This window comes from Enterococcus sp. AZ071, assembly GCF_050499065.1.
GTDB classification, from domain to species: Bacteria; Bacillota; Bacilli; order Lactobacillales; family Enterococcaceae; genus Enterococcus_A; species Enterococcus_A ferrettii.
The window spans coordinates 2,131,602-2,150,342 of the sequence record NZ_JBIPAS010000001.1 but is presented as its reverse complement, the minus strand read 5'-3'; the positions used below and the strand labels follow the sequence as shown (position 1 = coordinate 2,150,342).

Below are 18,741 nucleotides of genomic sequence, written 5' to 3'. Positions count from 1 at the left end.
CCCCTGATGCGAGCAGTCATTCAACGAGTAAGTCAGGCGTCAGTTGCCATTGACGAACAGATAATCGGTAAGATCGATAAAGGTTTTATGATTCTATTAGGCATTCATGAAGAGGATACCCAAGAAGATGCAGATTATTTAATTCGAAAGATTCCTTTGCTGCGGGTTTTTGAAGATGCAGAAGGAAAAATGAATCAGAATATTCAAGACGTAGCAGGCAGTATTTTGAGTGTTTCTCAATTCACCCTGTATGCTGATACGAAAAAAGGCAACCGCCCCAGCTTTATTAAGGCGGCTCGACCAGAAACGGCGATTCCTCTTTATGAATATTTCAATGAGGGATTGCGTCAGCAGGGGTTGATTGTAGAAACTGGCGAATTTGGCGGCGACATGGATGTGGCACTGGTTAATGATGGACCTGTAACTATCATTTTTGATACGAGAGATAAATAAAAGACTTGAGAAACTCAGAAATGGGTTTCTCAAGTCTTTTTGTATTTATTGAATAAGTCGGGCGATAATTCATTAAAGGAAGGTACCAATAAATCAGTTTTTTTCAGCTGCCCCTTTGGATCTATACCGACTGCAAATATGCCTGCTGTCCGTAACCCTTCAATTCCAGCTTGTGCATCCTCAAAGCCCACGACTTCTTGAACCCCTAAATTGAGAGCTGCTGCAGCCTTCAAGAAAATTTCTGGGTCTGGCTTTCCTTTACTTAAGCTTGCTGGATCGACTACGGCTGCAAAAAAGTCCGTAACCATCAGTTGTTTTAAAATGTGTGTGGCATTATGAGAGGCTGAAGCCACAGCACAAAGTATTTCTTTTTCTTTAGCCGCTTGCAAAAAGGGGTGTACGCCAGGTAATAAATCTTCAGCAGTCAACTGCTCCAATAACTGGCAGTAGTGGCGATTCTTTCTGTCCGCCAGCTGCTGTTTCTCCTCTTCAGTAAAGTGAGCTGCTTGCCCTCCATGGTCCAAAATCAATTCTAATGAATCTCTTCTGCTAATGCCCTTTAAGCGTTCATTGAAGGCTAAATCAATTGAGATGTTCAACTCAGCTGCCAGCTTCTGCCAAGCCGTAAAATGCAACGGGGCAGTATCCGTCAATACACCATCCAAATCAAAAATAAATCCCTTAATCATTTGTCTGCTCCTTTAAAAAGTCAGGAAACAAAAAGCTCCCTGACCATCATTTTTCATTATCGTTTTGCATCCCAATAGCCGCAAAATGGATCAATCGGGTTAATGCCCTTGAATGCTGACTTGCCTACCAGTTTTTCCACTAATACTTTAGGGTTAAATTCATTGGCTGTATAGGCATTGATGTAGGTTTTTATCATGGGCACATCTTGCAAATGATAGGGATTAGCTATCGAAGCAAATAATGTGGGTAATTCCTCAACGAACCAAGGCACATCCAAGCCCATTGGTGGCAGCCAATTGATACGAACGGTTGTCTGATTGCTAGCTGTCTTAATATTGGCAAAGTAGATCACCAAATCAAAGGCACCAGTTAGATCCTCAACAGTTCCTCGGGATAACAAGTCACCATGGAGCTCTTTTTGGAAAAGAGTCGTTTCAAAGCCTTCTTGGGCTAAGTGTTGAAGGAAGTCTTGACTGACTGGCGGCTTGCCGCTGGCACTGACAACATCCCCTAAGACAATGACTAGTACCTTGGGCGTGTCTGCTGCGGAAATTGGCAGGAGCTGTTGTGTATCCTTGACTAAAGTAATCGATTCATCCGCTAATTCATAAGCCCACTTTTGGTGCTCAGCACTGCGTAAAACCTGTAAAGCCTGAGTATCAGGAACGACTTCTTCTTTATCGAATAGACCTAAGGCTGCTTTAGTAGCTAAAATCCGCAGCACTGCTTCCTCTAAACGTTCCTCAGAGATGATTCCCGTTTGATAGCCAGCCATCACTGATGTGTAATCTTCAGCGAGATTCCGTGTGAATAAAAGCATGTCACAGCCTGCAGCAATCGCTTGAGGCAACAGTTCTCTGCGTTTACCACAGCTTGAAAAGCCAGCCATGTTGGTAGCGTCTGTAACAATTAATCCGTTAAAATTCATTTTTTCTCGGAGCAATCCCTGCAATAACTCCGGCGAGAGAGAGGCCGGTAAAATATCTTGATCGGTGATCTCAGGATTTATTTTTCGACTATAAGCTGGCTGCATAATATGCCCCGCCATTACAGTTTTTGCTCCAGCCGCGATTAATTCCCGATAAATGACACCATAGGTTTGGTCCCATTCTTCAACAGAAAGACTGTTTACTGAAGTAAGCAAATGCTGGTCACGATCATCCACACCATCACCAGGGAAGTGCTTGATCGATACCGCAACGCCTTCTTCCTGACAACCTTTGATGTATTGCAGCGCTAAATCTTTCACTCGGGCAGCATTAGAGCCAAAGGTACGAACGTTGGTTATCGGATTCGCAAAGTTGTAATTAATATCCACTACTGGAGCAAAGGCCCAATTACAGCCAACTGCTGCTCCTTCTGAACCGGCAACTTTACCCAGCCGGTAGGCATGCTTTTCATCCTTAGCAGCAGCTACTTGAATGGCTCGGCCAAAAAAAGTACCATCGTTGCCGATGCCGTCACCGCCAGCTTCTAAATTAGCAGCCAACAGCAGGGGAACGGAGCTGGTTTGCTGAATGAGGCGATGGATTCCTTGAATTTGCTGGCTTTCGCCTGGTCGATACATCATGGCTCCTGGCGAATAATCAGCAATCACTTGCTTAATTTCATCAGTGTTGCGGTAATCGCCATGAAGACAGAACAGCTGGCCAATTTTTTCTGTTAAAGAAAGCTGAGCAGCAATTTGTTTTACTGTAGCAATTTGTTTATCTGTCAGGTTAAATGGCTTTGTTGTCAAATCAATCATACTATTCCTCTTTATCTATTTATTTTTCAGTTAAAGCTTCTTCTAAGGCCACTTTCTCCTCTTGTTTTTCCTCAGTAACATCGCGGTACAAGAACAGGGTTGCTGCAAAAGAAATAATCATCGCTATACCTATTGCGATCACACTCATCCAAATACCAGTAAAGTCACCAGAAGCTGGATTCAAGTAGCAGGGAAAGGCAAAAATTCCCTGACCGCCCATTTGGTAGAATTTTACTCCCAGTACCATTGCTAAGGCTCCGCCAATCCCAGAAGAGACACAGCTGATAATAAATGGTTTTTTCAATGGCAGGGTTACACCATAAATTGCCGGCTCAGTGATTCCAAAAATAGCTGGGAAAATGGCAGCAGTAGCAGTATTTTTGATTCGTTTATTTTTGGTACGAATAACAATTGCGATCAAAATCGCTAATTGAGTAAATGACGCCGTACAGGTAGCCGCAAAAATCGTATCGTAACCAAGCGTTGCCAAGTTGTTGATGACAATCGGGATCATACCTTGATGGATTCCGAACATAACGAAAATTTGCCAGAAGCCGCCAACAAAAGCACCAAATAGTACAGGACTGAAATTATAAAGTACCTGTACAAAAGCGCCGATAATAGTAGAAGCCCAGGTTGCCAAAGGTCCAATGACAATAAAGATAATCGGTACGGCAATCAACAAGGTAACCAGTGGCACAAAGAAATTTTTAACGGGTGCTGGAGCAATTCTTTTTATCTGCTTTTCAATGATGGAAGCAAACCAAACAGCTAAAATGGCGGGAATAACCGTTGAAGAATAGTTGGTTAATAAAACAGGTATTTTGAGAAAGGTTAAAAATACATTGGATTCAACAATGGTTCCCGAAAATAAGGTTTCAAGTGGTGTTTCAGTAATTGAATTAATGATAGCTGGATAAATCATTGTGGCTCCGATGGCCATTCCGGTGAACTCATTCACCTTGAATTTCTTAGCAGCAGTATACGCTAAGAAGATCGGTAAAAAGTAAAATAGAGAATCGCCGACCGCATTCAAAATGACATAGGTACCGTCAGTTACCGCTAACAATCCCGAAACAGACAAGATTGCCAAAATTCCTTTAATAATCCCACAGGCTGTCAACAAGCCTAAAAGCGGCATAAAAATTCCAGAAATCGTATCCACGAAACGATTAAATAAAGACTTGTCCTCCGCAGATTCCTCAGGCTCTTCTTCCTGCTCAGCTGCTAAATCCAATCGTTTCATGACTTCCAAATACACGGCTTCTACCTTCATGCCAATAACGACCTGATATTGACCACCCTGTTGAATTACATCGACCACATCTTCCGATTGCTTTAACAAGTCAGTATTGGCTTTTTCCTCATCCTTTAACACAAATCGCAACCGTGTGAAGCAATGCGTCAGCGAACGAACGTTATCTTTACCACCAACATGCTGAATAATCATTTTTGCAAGATTTTTATTATCTGCCATGGTTTGTTCCTCCTTTGTATGAATACGTTCTCATTATAAGGAGAATTAGCGGAAGATGCTTTCCGATTATTGAGTAGATTTTTGGCAATTATTGACTTTTTTAAGGTATTTTGTTCGATAAACACAATACTAATCTTCTTTTTTTGATTTTGTTAATTTGAATTGTCTTCGATATTGGCTGGGAGTTGCAGCATAGGCTGTTTTAAAAGCATTGATAAAGGCCTTGTGGTCAGCAAATCCGCTAGTATAAGCGATCTCAGTTAAATTTTTTTCAGTGGTCAGCAATTCTCGTATCGCTTTATTCAAACGAACCTTTTTCAAATAATCCTTAAAGGAAATACCGATATAGGATTTAAAGTTGCGGGAAAAGAATTCTGGATTCAAATGAACCGTAGCAGCCGCTTCAGCTAAGGTAATTGGTTCAGTAAAATGAGCATTGATGTATCCGATAACAGTCTTGTACCGTTGAGCGTATTTAGATTGTTGAGTGGAAATCTGATGCTCCTGCAGGCAGTGAGAAAAGAGTAGATACATAATTTCACTGGCTTTGCTTTGCAGCAAAAAGGTAGCCCAAGGGTCCTCTGACAGATAAATGTCGCGCAGTGAAACCAATAATTCTGTAAATTGATTCGTCTGTTCATCAGCCTTTTCCAAAGAAAACATATAGTGATCCAGCTGGGGAATCTGCTTTTTCAAGAATTCGTAGGAAACAATCAAGGTGACTCCTTGGTAGTTGCCATTGTTTTCCAGCAAAAATTCATGGCTTTCTTCACTGTTAATCATCAACAAATCCCCATGCTTTAATTGATGTTTTGTTCCTTCCTTCCATATGATCATAGGATCACCCAAGATTAAAACAAACTCCAAGCTCCGGTGCCAGTGCAGCGAAAGCGAATCATGGGTTCGTCCTTTTTCCAAAAAGATGTTATGTGGAATAACTTTAACGGGATAATTTTTTTTCATGTGATGGATTTGATATTTGCCCTTCATCGAATCAGCGCTCCTTTTCAAGTAAAGTTCATCTAATCATATACCAAATTTGAGTGCTTTGTCTTTTTGTTAAGTTTACAATCAGAAGAAGACTTCTTTCAGGCCGGATGCTTGATTATCAGTTTTTGGAAACTTGTTTTCTTAGTAAGAAATATCATTAATGTAAAAATGTTGTAAAAAAGAACGAAACAAGAAAGAAAAAATGAGTTTTTGCTAAGAAAATCAACAAAAAAACTAGTCCTGCCATACGTCACCTGATAAACTAAAAGTACATTTCTTTGAAGGAGGAAAAAAATGAAAAAGCAAAAATGGAAGCGGTTTATAAAGGTGTGGCATATTGCTTTAGTAACGGGGCTGCTGATGGGGACAGCTGCACCAATAATAGGCTTGGCAGAAGAGACGTCTTCGCAGGCTTCGTCTGAAATAAAGCAAACGACGGCTAGCTCTTCTAAGGAAAAAGGAACAGCAGAGTCAGCAACAAAAACGAGTCAAACAGTCGGCAATGCGCCGGAGCAAACAACAGCCTCTAGCGAAAAAGAAATCACTTCGCGAGCAGCTGCTGATACAGGCACTAAAAAATTAACTATTTTAGGTACGAGTGATGTCCATGGACAGCTGTGGAATTATTCTTATGAGGATAATAAGGAGACGCCAGTAGGTCTGGCTCAAGTGAGCAGCGCAGTGCAAGCCGCCCGCAGCCAAAACGAAAATGGAACGGTCCTGATTGATAACGGAGACATGATTCAGGGAACGATTTTAACGGATGACCTGTATAACACCAGGGAAGGTTATAAAGACAAGGCACACCCGATGATTAAGGCCATGAATTACATGAAATACGATGCAATGGTTTTAGGAAATCATGAATTCAACTTTGGCCTGCCATTAATTGAAAAAATTAAGTCGGAAGCAAGCTTCCCAATTTTATCGGCGAATACCTATAAGAAGGCTGACGGCAGCAATTTTGTTGGCAGTACAATCGTAAAGGAATTAGATTTAGATGGCGATAGCACACCGGATATAAAGGTAGGGGTTATTGGGTTAACTACTCCGCATATTCCTCAGTGGGATGGAGATAAGGTTGCTAGTCTAGAATTCGCCGCGCTAAAGGACGGAGCTGAGAAGGCAGTTCGAGAACTGGAAGGAAAAGGTGCCGATGTCATCGTAGCTTCAATCCATGCGGGAAGACAGGACGACGATCCAGCTGCAGCTGCTGATACCGTAATTAACAATGTTCGTGGGATTGATGCTTATTTGCTGGGACACGATCATCGCTCATTTGCAGAGACCGTCACTGGCGTAGATGGTAAGCAAATTCCAATTGCTGGACCTAAGGATACTGGCACACAAATGATGCGAATTGATTTGGATGTGGCAAAGGAAGACGAGCAGTGGGTCGTCAAAAACTCAGCTTCACAAATTGTTGATACCACCAAATACCCAGCAGACACTCAGCTGAAGGCAGAAACGGATGAATATCATAACAAGACCAAAGAATTTATTGATGCTGTTATCGGTAAAGCTACGGGTGATTTCTTGCCAAAAGAAGAGATCAAAGGCATTCCAGAGGCACAGCTGCAGCCAACAGCAATGATTTCCTTAATTAATAATGTTCAGCGTTCTGTTACTGGTGCTGATTTATCAGCCTCAGCCTTGTTTAAAGCAGACAGCAAGCTGCCTGCAGGTGACTTGACCTATTCCAATGTTTTTGATATCTACAAGTATCCCAACACCTTGGTTAAGGCCAAAATTACTGGCGAAAACCTGCTGAAATACATGGAAAATCAAGCGGCTTATTACAATGCACCAAAGCCGGGAGATGTTACATTAAGCTTTAATCCAGAAATTCGTGTGTACAATTACGATATATTTTCAGGTGTTGATTACGTGATTGATGTTTCAAAGCCCGTGGGTGAGCGAGTGACAGCAACCATCGGCGGTCAACCTGTGGATCCAGCCAAAGAATTTACGATTGCCATTAATAACTATCGCTATGAAGGGTTAGTTGGCTCAGGTATTTTGGCTCCAGATAGTTTACTCCTGAATACCGATCCTCAAACCTTGCGAGGCCTAATTGTTGAATATATCAAAGACAAAGGAACGATTGATCCAGCCAAAGAATTAGAGGATAACTGGGAAGTTGTAGGAACCAACTTTGAACAAAACTGGCGAGATCTGGCCAAGCGGTTGGTAGATGAAGGCAAACTTACAATCAAATCATCCGCAGACGGACGTACACCGAATGTCGTTCCGATTACTAAAGCAGATATTCGTGAGGCATTGGCAGCAGAGGGGGCTTCTCAGCCGGTAACGATCATGCACACCAATGATGTTCATGGCCGTTTGGAAGAAAATGCTGGAAACAAAACTTTAGGAATGGCTAAGCTGAAAACAGCCAAAGAGTCGCTTGCACCGACCTTGATGATTGATGTCGGCGATGTTTTCCAAGGGTTGCCGATTTCTAATTATTCTGAGGGTCGTCAAATGGCTAAGGTTCTGAATGAAGTTGGCTATGATGCGATGGTGGTAGGAAACCACGAATTTGATTTTGGCTATGACGTAGCAATGGAATACAAGGATTTGTTGAATTTCCCAATCCTTTCAGCCAATACTTATAAGGATGGAAAGCCAGCCTTTGAAGCTTCGACAGTGGTTGAAAGAAATGGTCAAAAATTTGCTATTATCGGGTTAACCACGCCTGAAACAGCAGTGAAAACTCATCCGAAAAATGTAGAAGGAGTAACCTTTGATGATCCACTAAAAACAGCGATGGCAGAGATCGACCGCTTGGATAGTCAAGGAATTGATGTCTTTGTTGTAGCAGGTCATTTAGGAATTGATGAAACGACTCCAACAAAATGGCGTGGTGATTATGTAGCAAAAGAGTTAGACAAGGCCTACACGGATAAAAATATTGTCTTTTTAGATGGACACTCTCACACCGAAAGTGAACAACGTTTTGGCAAGGTTCTTTATGCTCAAACCGGGAATTATTTGAACAATGTAGGAGAAGTAACAGTGGACGTAGCAGATCCCGAAAAAAGTACGGCTGTTTTACATTCATACGCTAGCTTAAGCAGTTATGAACCGAATGCGGCAGTTGCTGCTTTAGTTCAAGCTGCTAAAGATGAATTCGATGTCGCAAACAGTGAAGTACTGATTCCAAATAATACGATTTTCTTCAATGGACAACGGGAAAATGTTCGTACTCGCGAAACCAACTTAGGCAATTTAATCGGGGATGCCATGTGGGCTTATGGACAAGAAGGCTTTAGCGAACCAACGGATTTTGCCATGATGAATGGTGGCGGAATTCGTGAAAATATTGAAGCAGGGCCGATTACTAGAGGAGATATTATTGCAGTCCTACCTTTTGGAAATAGTATTTCTCAAATTAAGGTCGAAGGTTCGCAAATAAAAGAAATGTTTGAATACTCTGTTCGTTCAGAGGCACAAAAGGATGCTGATGGAAATGTTATTACAGATGAAGCAGGGCAGCCATTACTAGGTGCCAATGGCGGATTCCTGCATATTTCTAAATCAGTGAAATTCTATTATGATTCCAATAAAAAAGCTTCCACCGATGCCTCAGCGGGAGAGCGAGTTCTTCAAATTGAGATTTACAATCGCAAAACGCAAGAATTTGAGAAACTCGACAGTAAGAAAACCTACAACATGGCAACGAATGATTTCCTTGCCGCAGGTGGAGACGGCTATGATATGTTAGGTGGATCGAGAGAAGAGGGTCCTTCCTTAGATAGTATTCTAATTAATTACTTGCAAAGTGCAACTAAATTAAGAATATTGGATGAAAACAATGTTGACCTAAATGATTATCAAGTTGAGCTGTCTCAGGATCGGATTATCCCAATGTCAGAAGCCAAGTTTAATGAACTGAACAAACCAGCACCAGAGCCGGGCAAAGACGGCGAAGATGGAAAAGATGGCGAAAATGGACAGAACGGTCAGAATGGCCAAAAGGGGGATAAAGGCGACCAGGGAGATCCAGGAAAAGCTGGCGTTGGAACTGATGGGAAAACGGGGACTGACGGTAAAGCAAACCAAACAGGTGTGATTACTCAAACTGCACAGCCAGTCAGCACTAAAAAGCAATACCCTAGTACGGGTGAAAAAGTTGCTGCATATGGTTTTGCAGGATTACTGGTTGTTGCTGGATCCGCAGGTACCTGGATTTGGTACAATAAGAGAAAAGCGTCGTAAGCGGTTCGTCTAAGAGAAGAAAATACTCGTTATAGAGAGTTCTTCTCTTTTTTGATCACTAATGAAGTAAAAGCAGCAAATGAATTTTGAAGAATAGTCTTCAGTTGTTTTTCAATGTTCCTAGACCCGAACTTTCCCAAAGGTTTTGGGTCTTTTTTGCAAGGAAAACTATCAAAAATACCAGAAATAGGTGATAATTGAAAAAAAGTCAAAGGAGCAATGGAATTAATGCGAACACGAATAGAACGAGATTCAATGGGAGAAATTGACGTACCGGTGGATGCGTTATGGGGAGCACAGACTGAACGCAGCCGTCAAAATTTCAAAATCGGAGGCGAAAAAATGCCGCCTGAATTGCTGGAGGCCCTCGTATTAGTCAAAAAAACTGCGGCTGCTGCTAATCAGGTCACCGGTAAATTATCCAATGAAAAAGCAGAAGCGATTAAAACAGCAGCGGATCAATTGTTGAAAGAACAACGCTGGGATGCGTTTCCTTTAGTTGTTTGGCAAACAGGCAGTGGAACGCAAAGCAATATGAACGCGAATGAGGTGATTGCTCATTTAGCTAGTGACAGCACATTACAGATCCATCCGAATGATGATGTAAACATGTCACAAAGCTCCAATGATGTCTTTCCTACCGCTATTCATGTGGCAGGTACCTTATCAATTGAAAAAAAACTGCTGCCAATGATTGAAAAGACCGTAGCTGCGCTAAAGGAGCTAGAAGAGGCGAATCGTGAAGTTATTAAGATCGGTCGCACGCATTTGCAGGATGCGACGCCGGTTACTTTCGCTCAGGAAATCAGCGGCTGGCGGGTTGGTTTGGAACGTAACCGCAAAATGTTGATTGAAAGTCTAGCTGAATTAAAGCAGCTGGCAATTGGCGGAACCGCTGTTGGAACGGGTCTAAATGCTTCACCAGCTTATGAGGAAGCCTTCTTAGAAGCGTTGCATGTGGAAACTGGGATTTATTTTATTGGTGAAGAAAATAAATTCCATGCCTTAGCGAATCGTGATGCAGTTGTATTTGTCAGTGGTGCTTTGAAGGCACTCGCAGCAAATTGCATGAAAATGGCCAACGATGTTCGGTGGCTGGCTAGCGGTCCTCGCAGTGGCTTGGGAGAAATCTCGATTCCTGCTAACGAACCTGGCAGTTCAATTATGCCCGGTAAAGTGAATCCAACCCAATGTGAAGCTTTGTCAATGGTTGCTATACAAGTGATGGGGAATGACGCCGTTATTGGGATTGCTGCTTCACAGGGGAATTTTGAATTGAACGTTTATTTACCGGTAATAGTCTTTGATCTTTTGCAGAGTATTCGCTTATTAAGTGATGCGCTAGAATCTTTTACCGAACACTGCTTAGTCGGAATCACCGTGAATAAAGAACGGATGGCAGAATTGCTTTCCAATTCGTTAATGCTGGTAACGGCTTTAAACAGCCACATTGGTTATGATAAAGGGGCAGAAATTGCCAAGAAGGCTTTCAATGAAGGAACTACCTTGAAGGAGGCTGCGCTGGCACTCGGCTATGTTACTGAAGAAGAATATGATCAGTGGGTACTTCCCAAAAAAATGATTGGAGAAAACAGATGAACATTTATGAAGAGGCTTTAGAAGTCCATAAAAAATGGCGGGGAAAAATTGGGGTTGCAGCAAAGGCGAAAGTAGTAGATCGTCATGATTTATCCTTAGCGTACACACCTGGCGTGGCTGAGCCTTGCCGCGAAATTCAAAAGGATGTTAGCAAAGCGTATGACTATACTTGGAAGGGCAATACAGTGGCTGTTGTTACCGATGGAACTGCTGTTTTAGGTTTAGGAGATATCGGACCAGAGGCTGCTTTGCCGGTAATGGAAGGCAAGGCTTTGCTGTTTAAGGAATTCGCTGATATTGATGCCGTGCCCATTTGTTTGGATACCAAGGATCCACAAGAGATCATCCAAATTGTTAAAGCGATGGCACCCACCTTTGGGGGAATCAATTTAGAGGATATCAGCGCCCCTCGCTGTGTCGAAATTGAACGGGCGCTAATTGAAGCCTTGGATATTCCTGTCTTTCATGATGACCAGCATGGAACAGCAGTAACTGTTACTGCTGCTCTAATTAATTCCTTGAAGCTGGTGAAGAAACAGCCGGAAGACTTGAAGGTGGTTGTTTCTGGAACTGGTGCTGCAGGTAGTGCGATTATCCATATGCTGGTTCATTTTGGGATTAAGCAGATCACTGCCTTCAATAAATTTGGTGCCTTACATGAAGGAATGAAGGATGCTACCTTTGTAGAAGAAGAGATTTTAGCTTTGATTCAGCCGAAGAATTTTACCGGAACGATGGCTGAAGCCTTTGAGGGAGCAGATGTCTTTATTGGGGTGTCGGCACCTAATTTGGTGACTAAGGAAATGGTCGCCTCCATGAATCAAGGCAGTATTATCTTTTCGATGGCTAATCCTGATCCCGAAATTACTTATGATGAGGCTATTGCTGGAGGGGCAGCGATTGTAGGAACTGGCCGTTCGGACTTTCCGAACCAAATCAATAATGTCCTAGCCTTTCCAGGGATTTTCAGAGGAGCGTTTACTGCTGAAGCGAAAAAGATCACCCCGAACATGCAATTAGCAGCGGCTCATGCCATTGCTGATTCCATTGATGAAGAACGCTTGACCAGCGATTTCATCATTCCATCAGTTTTTGATAAACAGGTAGTTGAAGCGATCACTCTTAAGGTGGCTGAGGCGGCTGTTAAAGATGGTGTAATACGGTAGTAACAGTAAAAACCTCCTACTGTAAATAGAAATTGTGGTATACTAGCAAGGAACGATTTGTGATCAAAGGAGGAGCCTCATGGCAGAAAAAGAAACATTTTATATCACAACGCCGATCTATTATCCAAGCGGTAAGTTGCACATTGGAAATTCGTATACGACGATTGCCTGTGACGCAGTAGCTCGATACAAGCGTTTGATGGGCTACGACGTATTCTATTTGACGGGTGTAGATGAGCACGGTCAAAAAATCGAGAAAAAAGCCGAAGAATTAGGCGTTGAACCGAAAGAGTACGTAGATAAAATGGCCGGAGACATTACTAAACTATGGAAAACCCTAGATATTAGTTACGATAAATTCATTCGTACAACGGATGACTATCATCAAGCAGGGGTTAAAAAGATTTTTGATCAGCTGTTAGATCAAGGAGACATTTATCTTGGTGAGTACGAAGGCTGGTATTCAGTCTCGGATGAAGAATACTTCACTGAAACACAATTAGATGAAGCTTATCGTGATGAAGAAGGCAAAGTCATTGGCGGGAAAGCGCCAAGCGGACACGAAGTTGAATTGGTTCGTGAGGAGTCTTATTTCTTCCGGATGAGCAAATATGCGGATCGCCTGCTGAATTATTACGAAGAGCATCCTGAATTTATTCAGCCGGAGTCTCGTAAAAACGAAATGATTAACAATTTCATCAAGCCAGGCTTGGAGGATTTAGCGGTTTCGCGGACAACCTTCTCATGGGGGATTCCGGTAAATGCCAATCCAGAGCATGTGGTTTACGTGTGGATTGATGCATTATCGAACTATATTACTGCTCTAGGCTATGGTTCAGAAGATGACAGCCTCTTCCAGAAATATTGGCCGGCAGATGTTCACATGGTAGGAAAAGAAATTGTTCGTTTCCACACGATTTATTGGCCAATTATGCTGATGGCCTTAGACTTGCCATTACCTAAGAAAATTTTTGGTCATGGTTGGTTAATGATGAAGGACGGTAAAATGTCTAAATCTAAAGGCAACGTTGTTTATCCAGAAATGTTGGTAGAACGCTACGGCTTAGATGCTTTGCGTTACTATTTGCTGCGGGCGGTACCATTTGGTTCGGACGGCGTCTTTACCCCAGAAGATTTTGTCTCACGGGTAAATTACGATCTAGCCAATGATCTTGGCAACCTATTGAACCGAACGGTTGCGATGATTAATAAGTATTGTGAGGGTGTTGTACCGAAATACAAATCCTTAGTGACGCCATTTGACAGTGAATTATCAACAACTGCTGCGAATGTTGTTAGTCGCTATCGTGAATCCATGGAAAAAATGGAATTCAATACTGCCTTGGCTGAGATTTGGGTATTAATCTCTCGTGCCAACAAGTACATTGACGAAACTGAGCCTTGGATTTTAGCCAAAGACGAAGAGAAAAAAGAAGAGCTGGACAGTGTGATGGTTCATTTAGCTGAAAGCTTACGAATTGTTGCCATTTTGTTACAGCCAATTATGACACAAACACCGAAGAAAATTTTTGAACAGTTAGGGTTAAACCCTGACAGTATGCAGTTAGAGAAAATTCACTTTGGCGAATTCCCTGAAGACACCAAAGTCATTCCTAAGGGCAAACCAATCTTCCCACGGTTAGATATGGAAGAAGAAGTTGCCTATATTAAACAAAAAATGTCTGAAGGCAGTCAGCCGGAAGAAGAAGCTATCAAATGGAACCCAGAAGAGACTGAATTGGTTTCAGTCAAAGACAAGGAAATTAAGTTTGATGTCTTTGATAAAGTTGAATTGAAGGTTGCTGAAGTCATCGACTGTAAGAAGGTCGAGGGAGCTGATAAGCTGCTTCAATTCCGTTTAGATGCGGGTGATAAACAAGACCGCCAGATTCTTTCAGGGATTGCTGAATTCTATGCTGACCCTGCTTCGTTAATTGGTAAAAAACTGGTTATCGTTGCTAATCTGAAGCCTCGTAAAATGCGTGGCGAAATCAGTCAAGGGATGATTTTGTCAGCAGAAACACCTGACGGCAGCTTGAAAGTGGTTGAGGCGCCGAAAGATATGCCGAATGGCTCTATTGTTGGATAATACAGTCAAAAAGGCTTGAAATCTCCAAGATTTCAAGCCTTTTTCTTTCTGTTGAAAAACAAGTCAAACCTAAGGCAATGCTTTCCATGGATAATCAACCGGAAAAAAATTTCAAAAAAATGTTGACAGCGTTTTCTCTCTTTGCTAAGATGAATATGAATTAAATAGACCACTGATGGATAGTGATTGTTTAAATACAAGCTAAACCTGATGACGTAAGACAAAGTTTATTTGTCGTACGCTCATTGGGTTTTTTTGTTGTTCTCCAGGAGGTGAAAAAAGAACACTGATTATCGGAAATCAGATTGACATCAATTACTTAAAACTCTATCATTTTAGTGAGAGAAAAATTTAAAAGCTACTAAATTTCTCTGCAACGTACAGCGTAGAACGGGGGAAGCTTTACATGCAGATCCAGAAGATCTTGAATAACAACGTTGTAATTGCCACAGATTCTAAAAATAACGAAAGTGTGGTAATGGGCCGGGGTCTAGCCTTTCAAAAAAAAGTGGGGGATGAGATTTCAGAAGAATGTATTGATAAGAAATACCGTTTAGCAAACCATGAATTATCTCAAAAGCTGCAAGAATTATTGGAAGACGTTCCGGTAACTTATTTAGAATTGGCCAATGACATTATTGAAGAAGCAAAAAAAGTTTTAAAAGATCCATTGAGCGATCTACTCTATGTTTCAATTACTGATCACTTGTATTCAGCGATTCAACGAGTAAAATCTGGCGTCCGCATTCGCAATTTACTTTTATGGGATATCAAACGTTTTTTCCCGGAAGAGTTTGCTATTGGGAAGAAAGCGGTTGCTGAGATTGAAAAGAAATATCGGATTGATTTAGGAGAAGATGAAGCCGGAAACATTGCTTTACACCTCGTCAATGCTCAAACCGAAGCTGACAATGAGAACGTATATGAACTAACCGAATTGATGCAAGAGATTATCCAGATTACCAGCTATTATTTTAAAGTTCAGTTTGAAGAAGACTCGGTCTACTTTTATCGATTCACAACCCATCTACGATTCTTTGCTTCTCGTATCATGAGCAACAATCAGTTGAGTGATGAGACCGATGATGAATTGCTGTTGATCATTCAAAAGAAATATAAGAACGCCTATCAATGTGTCGAAAAAATCGCAGAATTTATTCAGAAAAAATACCATTATCCAATGTCAAATGATGAGAAATTATACTTAACGATTCATATTGCTCGACTCGTTCAGAAGGTCGACACAACATAAGGGAGGAATACCTCATGGGAAAATACCATGATTTAGCAGAGAAGATCGTCGCAAATGTTGGCGGAAAAGAAAATATCAACAGCTTGACCCATTGTATTACACGGTTGCGTTTTAAATTAAAGGATGAAAGTAAGGCAAATGATGAGATTCTAAAAAACATGGACGGCGTAGTTACAGTCATGAAAAGTGGCGGTCAGTATCAAGTGGTTATCGGAAACCATGTGCCAGAGGTATACGCAGATGTCTCAGAGGTAGCAAACTTAAGCCAAGCAACAGTCACTGAAGACGGCGAAAAGCAAAACATTTTTAATCGCTTGATTGACATCATTAGTTCTGTATTTCAGCCTTTCCTAGGCGCATTAGCAGCATGTGGGATGTTAAAAGGACTTGTTTCTTTACTTCTAGCAATGAACGTCTTGGACCCATTGGGAGGAACCCATATGGTCCTGAATGCAGTCGGAGATGGCTTGTTTTATTTGATGCCTGTGGCAGTAGCTGCAGCAGCCGCAAAAAAATTCAATATGAATCAATATGTGGGAATGGCAATCGGTGCAGCTATGTGTTACCCTGCTTTGCAGCTGGCTACATTAAGCGAAGCTGGAGAGCCGATCCGTATACTGTTTGAAGGAACAATGTTTGCTAGTCCAGTATATACAACGTTTTTGGGGCTTCCATTGATTGCAAACAACTATACAAGTTCGGTCGTTCCAGCAATCTTGATCGTTTGGGTGGGAAGCAAAGTTCAAAAGGTTGCTAAAAAAGTTTTACCAGAAGTGATTCAGAGTTTCTTCGTTCCGTTTTTCGTATTAGTGATCGCACTGCCATTAGGCTTTTTAGTAGTTGGTCCAATCATCAGCTCACTAACAGGTATTTTGAGTACAAGTTTCGATGCATTAATGAATTTCTCACCAATATTGTTTGGTTTAGTTCTAGGTGCATTCTGGCAAGTATTAGTTATTTTCGGTTTGCACTGGAGTGTTGTTCCAATCGCCATTATCCAATTAGGAGACATGGGCTATGCGACTGCTTTGGTGGCAACATTTGGTGCGAGCTTCGCGCAAACAGCTGTTGTGTTTGCAATGTATTTCAAACTAAAAGATAAAAAATTAAAAGAGCTTTGTATTCCAGCCGTTGTTTCAGGAATCTGCGGTGTAACTGAACCTGCAATCTATGGCTTGTCTCTTCCGAAAAAACGTCCATTCATTTATTCAATGGTTGGTGGTGCACTGAGTGGTGCTTTCCTAGCAGCGATGGGATCTACACAAAATACGGTTGGGCCATTAGGGGTTTTCGCAATTCCAACGTTTATTGATGCTCAAACAGGAAGTATGAGTGGTATGTATTATTCGTTGATCGCAATTGTTATTGCTTCAGTAGCTGGCTTTGCATTGACCTTCTTCTTCTGGAAAGACGATACTGCCGTAGAAGAAATTAAAGAAGAACAACCAATGATGACCACTCGTAAAGAAAATGTTTCTTCACCGATTGAAGGATCAGTTATGCCTTTATCAACGGCTAAAGACCAAGCTTTTGCTCAAGGTGTATTAGGTAAAGGGGTAGTAATCCATCCAACAAAAGGTGAAGTTGTTGCACCATTTGACGGAACAGTCATGACTCTATTTCCAACAAAACATGCAATCGGGTTAGTTTCGGATAATGGATTGGAATTGTTGATCCACATTGGCTTAGACACGGTTCAATTAGATGGAAAATATTTTACAGCACATGTTGCTCAAGGTGACAAAGTTAAACGTGGCGACAAGTTGGTAAGCTTTGACCTAGAGGCAATCATCTCAGCTGGTTACAGTGTAGAAACACCGATTATTGTGACCAATGCAGCAGACTATTTAGATATTTTGGATTGTGAGCAAAAAGAGGTATCTGGAGAAGACGAGATTCTTACAGCATTAGCTTAAAATAAATAAAAAAGGAGGAAGTTTTCCTCCTTTTTTAATTCGGACGAAATGATTCCGAAAATTGCAAACGGAATTCCGGCGATTCCTCCATGATTTCAGAACTTGTCTTTCGTGTATCGACGGTTTCTCCAATAGCAATTAAATGGTTAAGGTTGTGAGAATACTCTTCAGCAAAAATACAGCTGTACAAAACATCCAGCAAATAGGAAATTGAGGTATTGATGGTAAAGTTGCCGATTTTTGAATAGAGTCGTTCGCGTGTCGTTAAACGCAGCGTGGTATTACTTAGTTTCGCCAACGTATTATCTCCAATACTGGTTAGTCCGATAAATGGAATGTTGCCCTGTTTTAAAATTTCAGCAGTTTGTAGAATCATTTCATTTTCTCCCGTATAGGAGATAAGAATACAGCAATCATTCGGCTGGCAGTTATACGCCTCATAGGCAGTCTCATAAAGGGTTTGGCAAGGAGTAACGTTCTTACCGATACGACGCATTTTTAAAGCGAAGTCTTGTGAAATTAAAGTATTAGCATTGCTGCCAAAAACTTTGATCTGGTTGGCCTTTAACACCAACTGTTTCGCTGCCTGCAAATTATCGTGATTCAATAGACTCAAGGTATCATCAAGGGTCGTTCGCTCCAACGTAGCAATTTTGTTGGCAATGGTCATTACGCCATCCATTGAATCAAACGGCAGATTGGCATCGACTGTATCAAAATAGGTTTGCAGATAGGTTTGTTCCTCTAGAAGAGCAGTCTTCAGCTCCACCCAACCGGCGAAGCCAAGTTTTTTTGACACACGAATTAAGGTTGAAGGATGAACGAATGTTGCCTGAGCGATTTCTTTAATCGTCAATTCATCAATGGCAATTCCTTTATCTAAGATATAAGCGACCAAAGCTGATTCAGCAGCTGAAAAGTCAGTTTGCTTCATTTTTTCACTAATTAACATGGAAGACACCTCTTTTTACAATATAATTAGTCTTATTGTAAATGAAAAAAAATCGTTTGAATAGGGTTATGGATTTTCATCCCTTGAAACAGAAACGATATTTACAAATGTATCGACTAATTCGTGAATTTTTGTAAACGCAGATGCAATCAAAGCGTTTACTATTGAACAACAGGTTTACATATCTGA

General features: G+C 41.4%; 12 protein-coding genes. 7 read left to right on the top strand and 5 right to left on the bottom strand.

Annotated elements, in window-relative coordinates; all coding sequences use genetic code 11:
* The first annotated feature begins 6 nt into the window (after nt 1–6).
* Entirely contained in the window at nt 7–453 is a 447-nt protein-coding gene (gene dtd / locus IGI49_RS10550; protein ID WP_010756710.1) for a D-aminoacyl-tRNA deacylase, read from the top strand.
* A 29-nt stretch (nt 454–482) separates the two neighbouring features.
* Here dtd and pgmB read toward each other — a convergent pair whose 3' ends face one another.
* The 4 genes from pgmB to IGI49_RS10530 all read right to left on the bottom strand — a co-directional run bounded on the left by pgmB (nt 483) and on the right by IGI49_RS10530 (nt 5,357).
* Nucleotides 483–1,142, bottom strand: a complete 660-nt coding sequence (gene pgmB / locus IGI49_RS10545) for a beta-phosphoglucomutase (RefSeq protein WP_429964454.1) — start codon at nt 1,140–1,142, stop codon at nt 483–485.
* 56 nt (nt 1,143–1,198) lie between these two features.
* Complete coding sequence (locus IGI49_RS10540) at nt 1,199–2,890, bottom strand: glycoside hydrolase family 3 protein (protein ID WP_429964453.1); 1,692 nt, start codon at nt 2,888–2,890, stop codon at nt 1,199–1,201.
* Nucleotides 2,891–2,909: 19 nt separating this feature from the next.
* The gene (locus IGI49_RS10535) at nt 2,910–4,367 is read right to left on the bottom strand and encodes a PTS transporter subunit EIIC (RefSeq protein WP_429964452.1); all 1,458 of its coding nucleotides are present in this window, start codon (nt 4,365–4,367) and stop codon (nt 2,910–2,912) included.
* 129 nt (nt 4,368–4,496) lie between these two features.
* Nucleotides 4,497–5,357, bottom strand: coding sequence for a helix-turn-helix domain-containing protein (locus tag IGI49_RS10530; RefSeq protein WP_429964451.1), 861 nt, complete (start codon nt 5,355–5,357; stop codon nt 4,497–4,499).
* A 294-nt stretch (nt 5,358–5,651) separates the two neighbouring features.
* On the opposite strand from IGI49_RS10530, the gene IGI49_RS10525 reads away from it, so the two are divergent.
* The 6 genes from IGI49_RS10525 to IGI49_RS10500 all read left to right on the top strand — a co-directional run bounded on the left by IGI49_RS10525 (nt 5,652) and on the right by IGI49_RS10500 (nt 17,600).
* Entirely contained in the window at nt 5,652–9,578 is a 3,927-nt protein-coding gene (locus IGI49_RS10525; RefSeq protein WP_429964450.1) for a 5'-nucleotidase C-terminal domain-containing protein, read from the top strand.
* Between the two features lie 228 nt (nt 9,579–9,806).
* Entirely contained in the window at nt 9,807–11,177 is a 1,371-nt protein-coding gene (gene fumC / locus IGI49_RS10520) for a class II fumarate hydratase (protein WP_429964449.1), read from the top strand.
* A complete protein-coding gene (locus IGI49_RS10515; RefSeq protein ID WP_429964448.1) occupies nt 11,174–12,343 on the top strand; it encodes an NAD(P)-dependent malic enzyme in 1,170 nt (389 codons plus the stop codon). Before fumC ends, IGI49_RS10515 begins: the two co-directional genes overlap by 4 nt.
* 79 nt (nt 12,344–12,422) lie before the next feature.
* Nucleotides 12,423–14,432: a methionine--tRNA ligase gene (metG, locus tag IGI49_RS10510; protein ID WP_429964447.1), complete on the top strand. Its 2,010-nt coding sequence runs from the start codon at nt 12,423–12,425 to the stop codon at nt 14,430–14,432.
* 406 nt (nt 14,433–14,838) lie between these two features.
* Nucleotides 14,839–15,684, top strand: a complete 846-nt coding sequence (gene licT, locus IGI49_RS10505; RefSeq protein ID WP_429964446.1) for a BglG family transcription antiterminator LicT — start codon at nt 14,839–14,841, stop codon at nt 15,682–15,684.
* Between the two features lie 14 nt (nt 15,685–15,698).
* The gene (locus IGI49_RS10500) at nt 15,699–17,600 is read left to right on the top strand and encodes a beta-glucoside-specific PTS transporter subunit IIABC (protein ID WP_429964445.1); all 1,902 of its coding nucleotides are present in this window, start codon (nt 15,699–15,701) and stop codon (nt 17,598–17,600) included.
* A gap of 34 nt (nt 17,601–17,634) precedes the next feature.
* Here IGI49_RS10500 and IGI49_RS10495 read toward each other — a convergent pair whose 3' ends face one another.
* Nucleotides 17,635–18,552, bottom strand: a complete 918-nt coding sequence (locus IGI49_RS10495; protein WP_207702846.1) for a MurR/RpiR family transcriptional regulator — start codon at nt 18,550–18,552, stop codon at nt 17,635–17,637.
* Between the last annotated feature and the right edge of the window lie 189 nt (nt 18,553–18,741).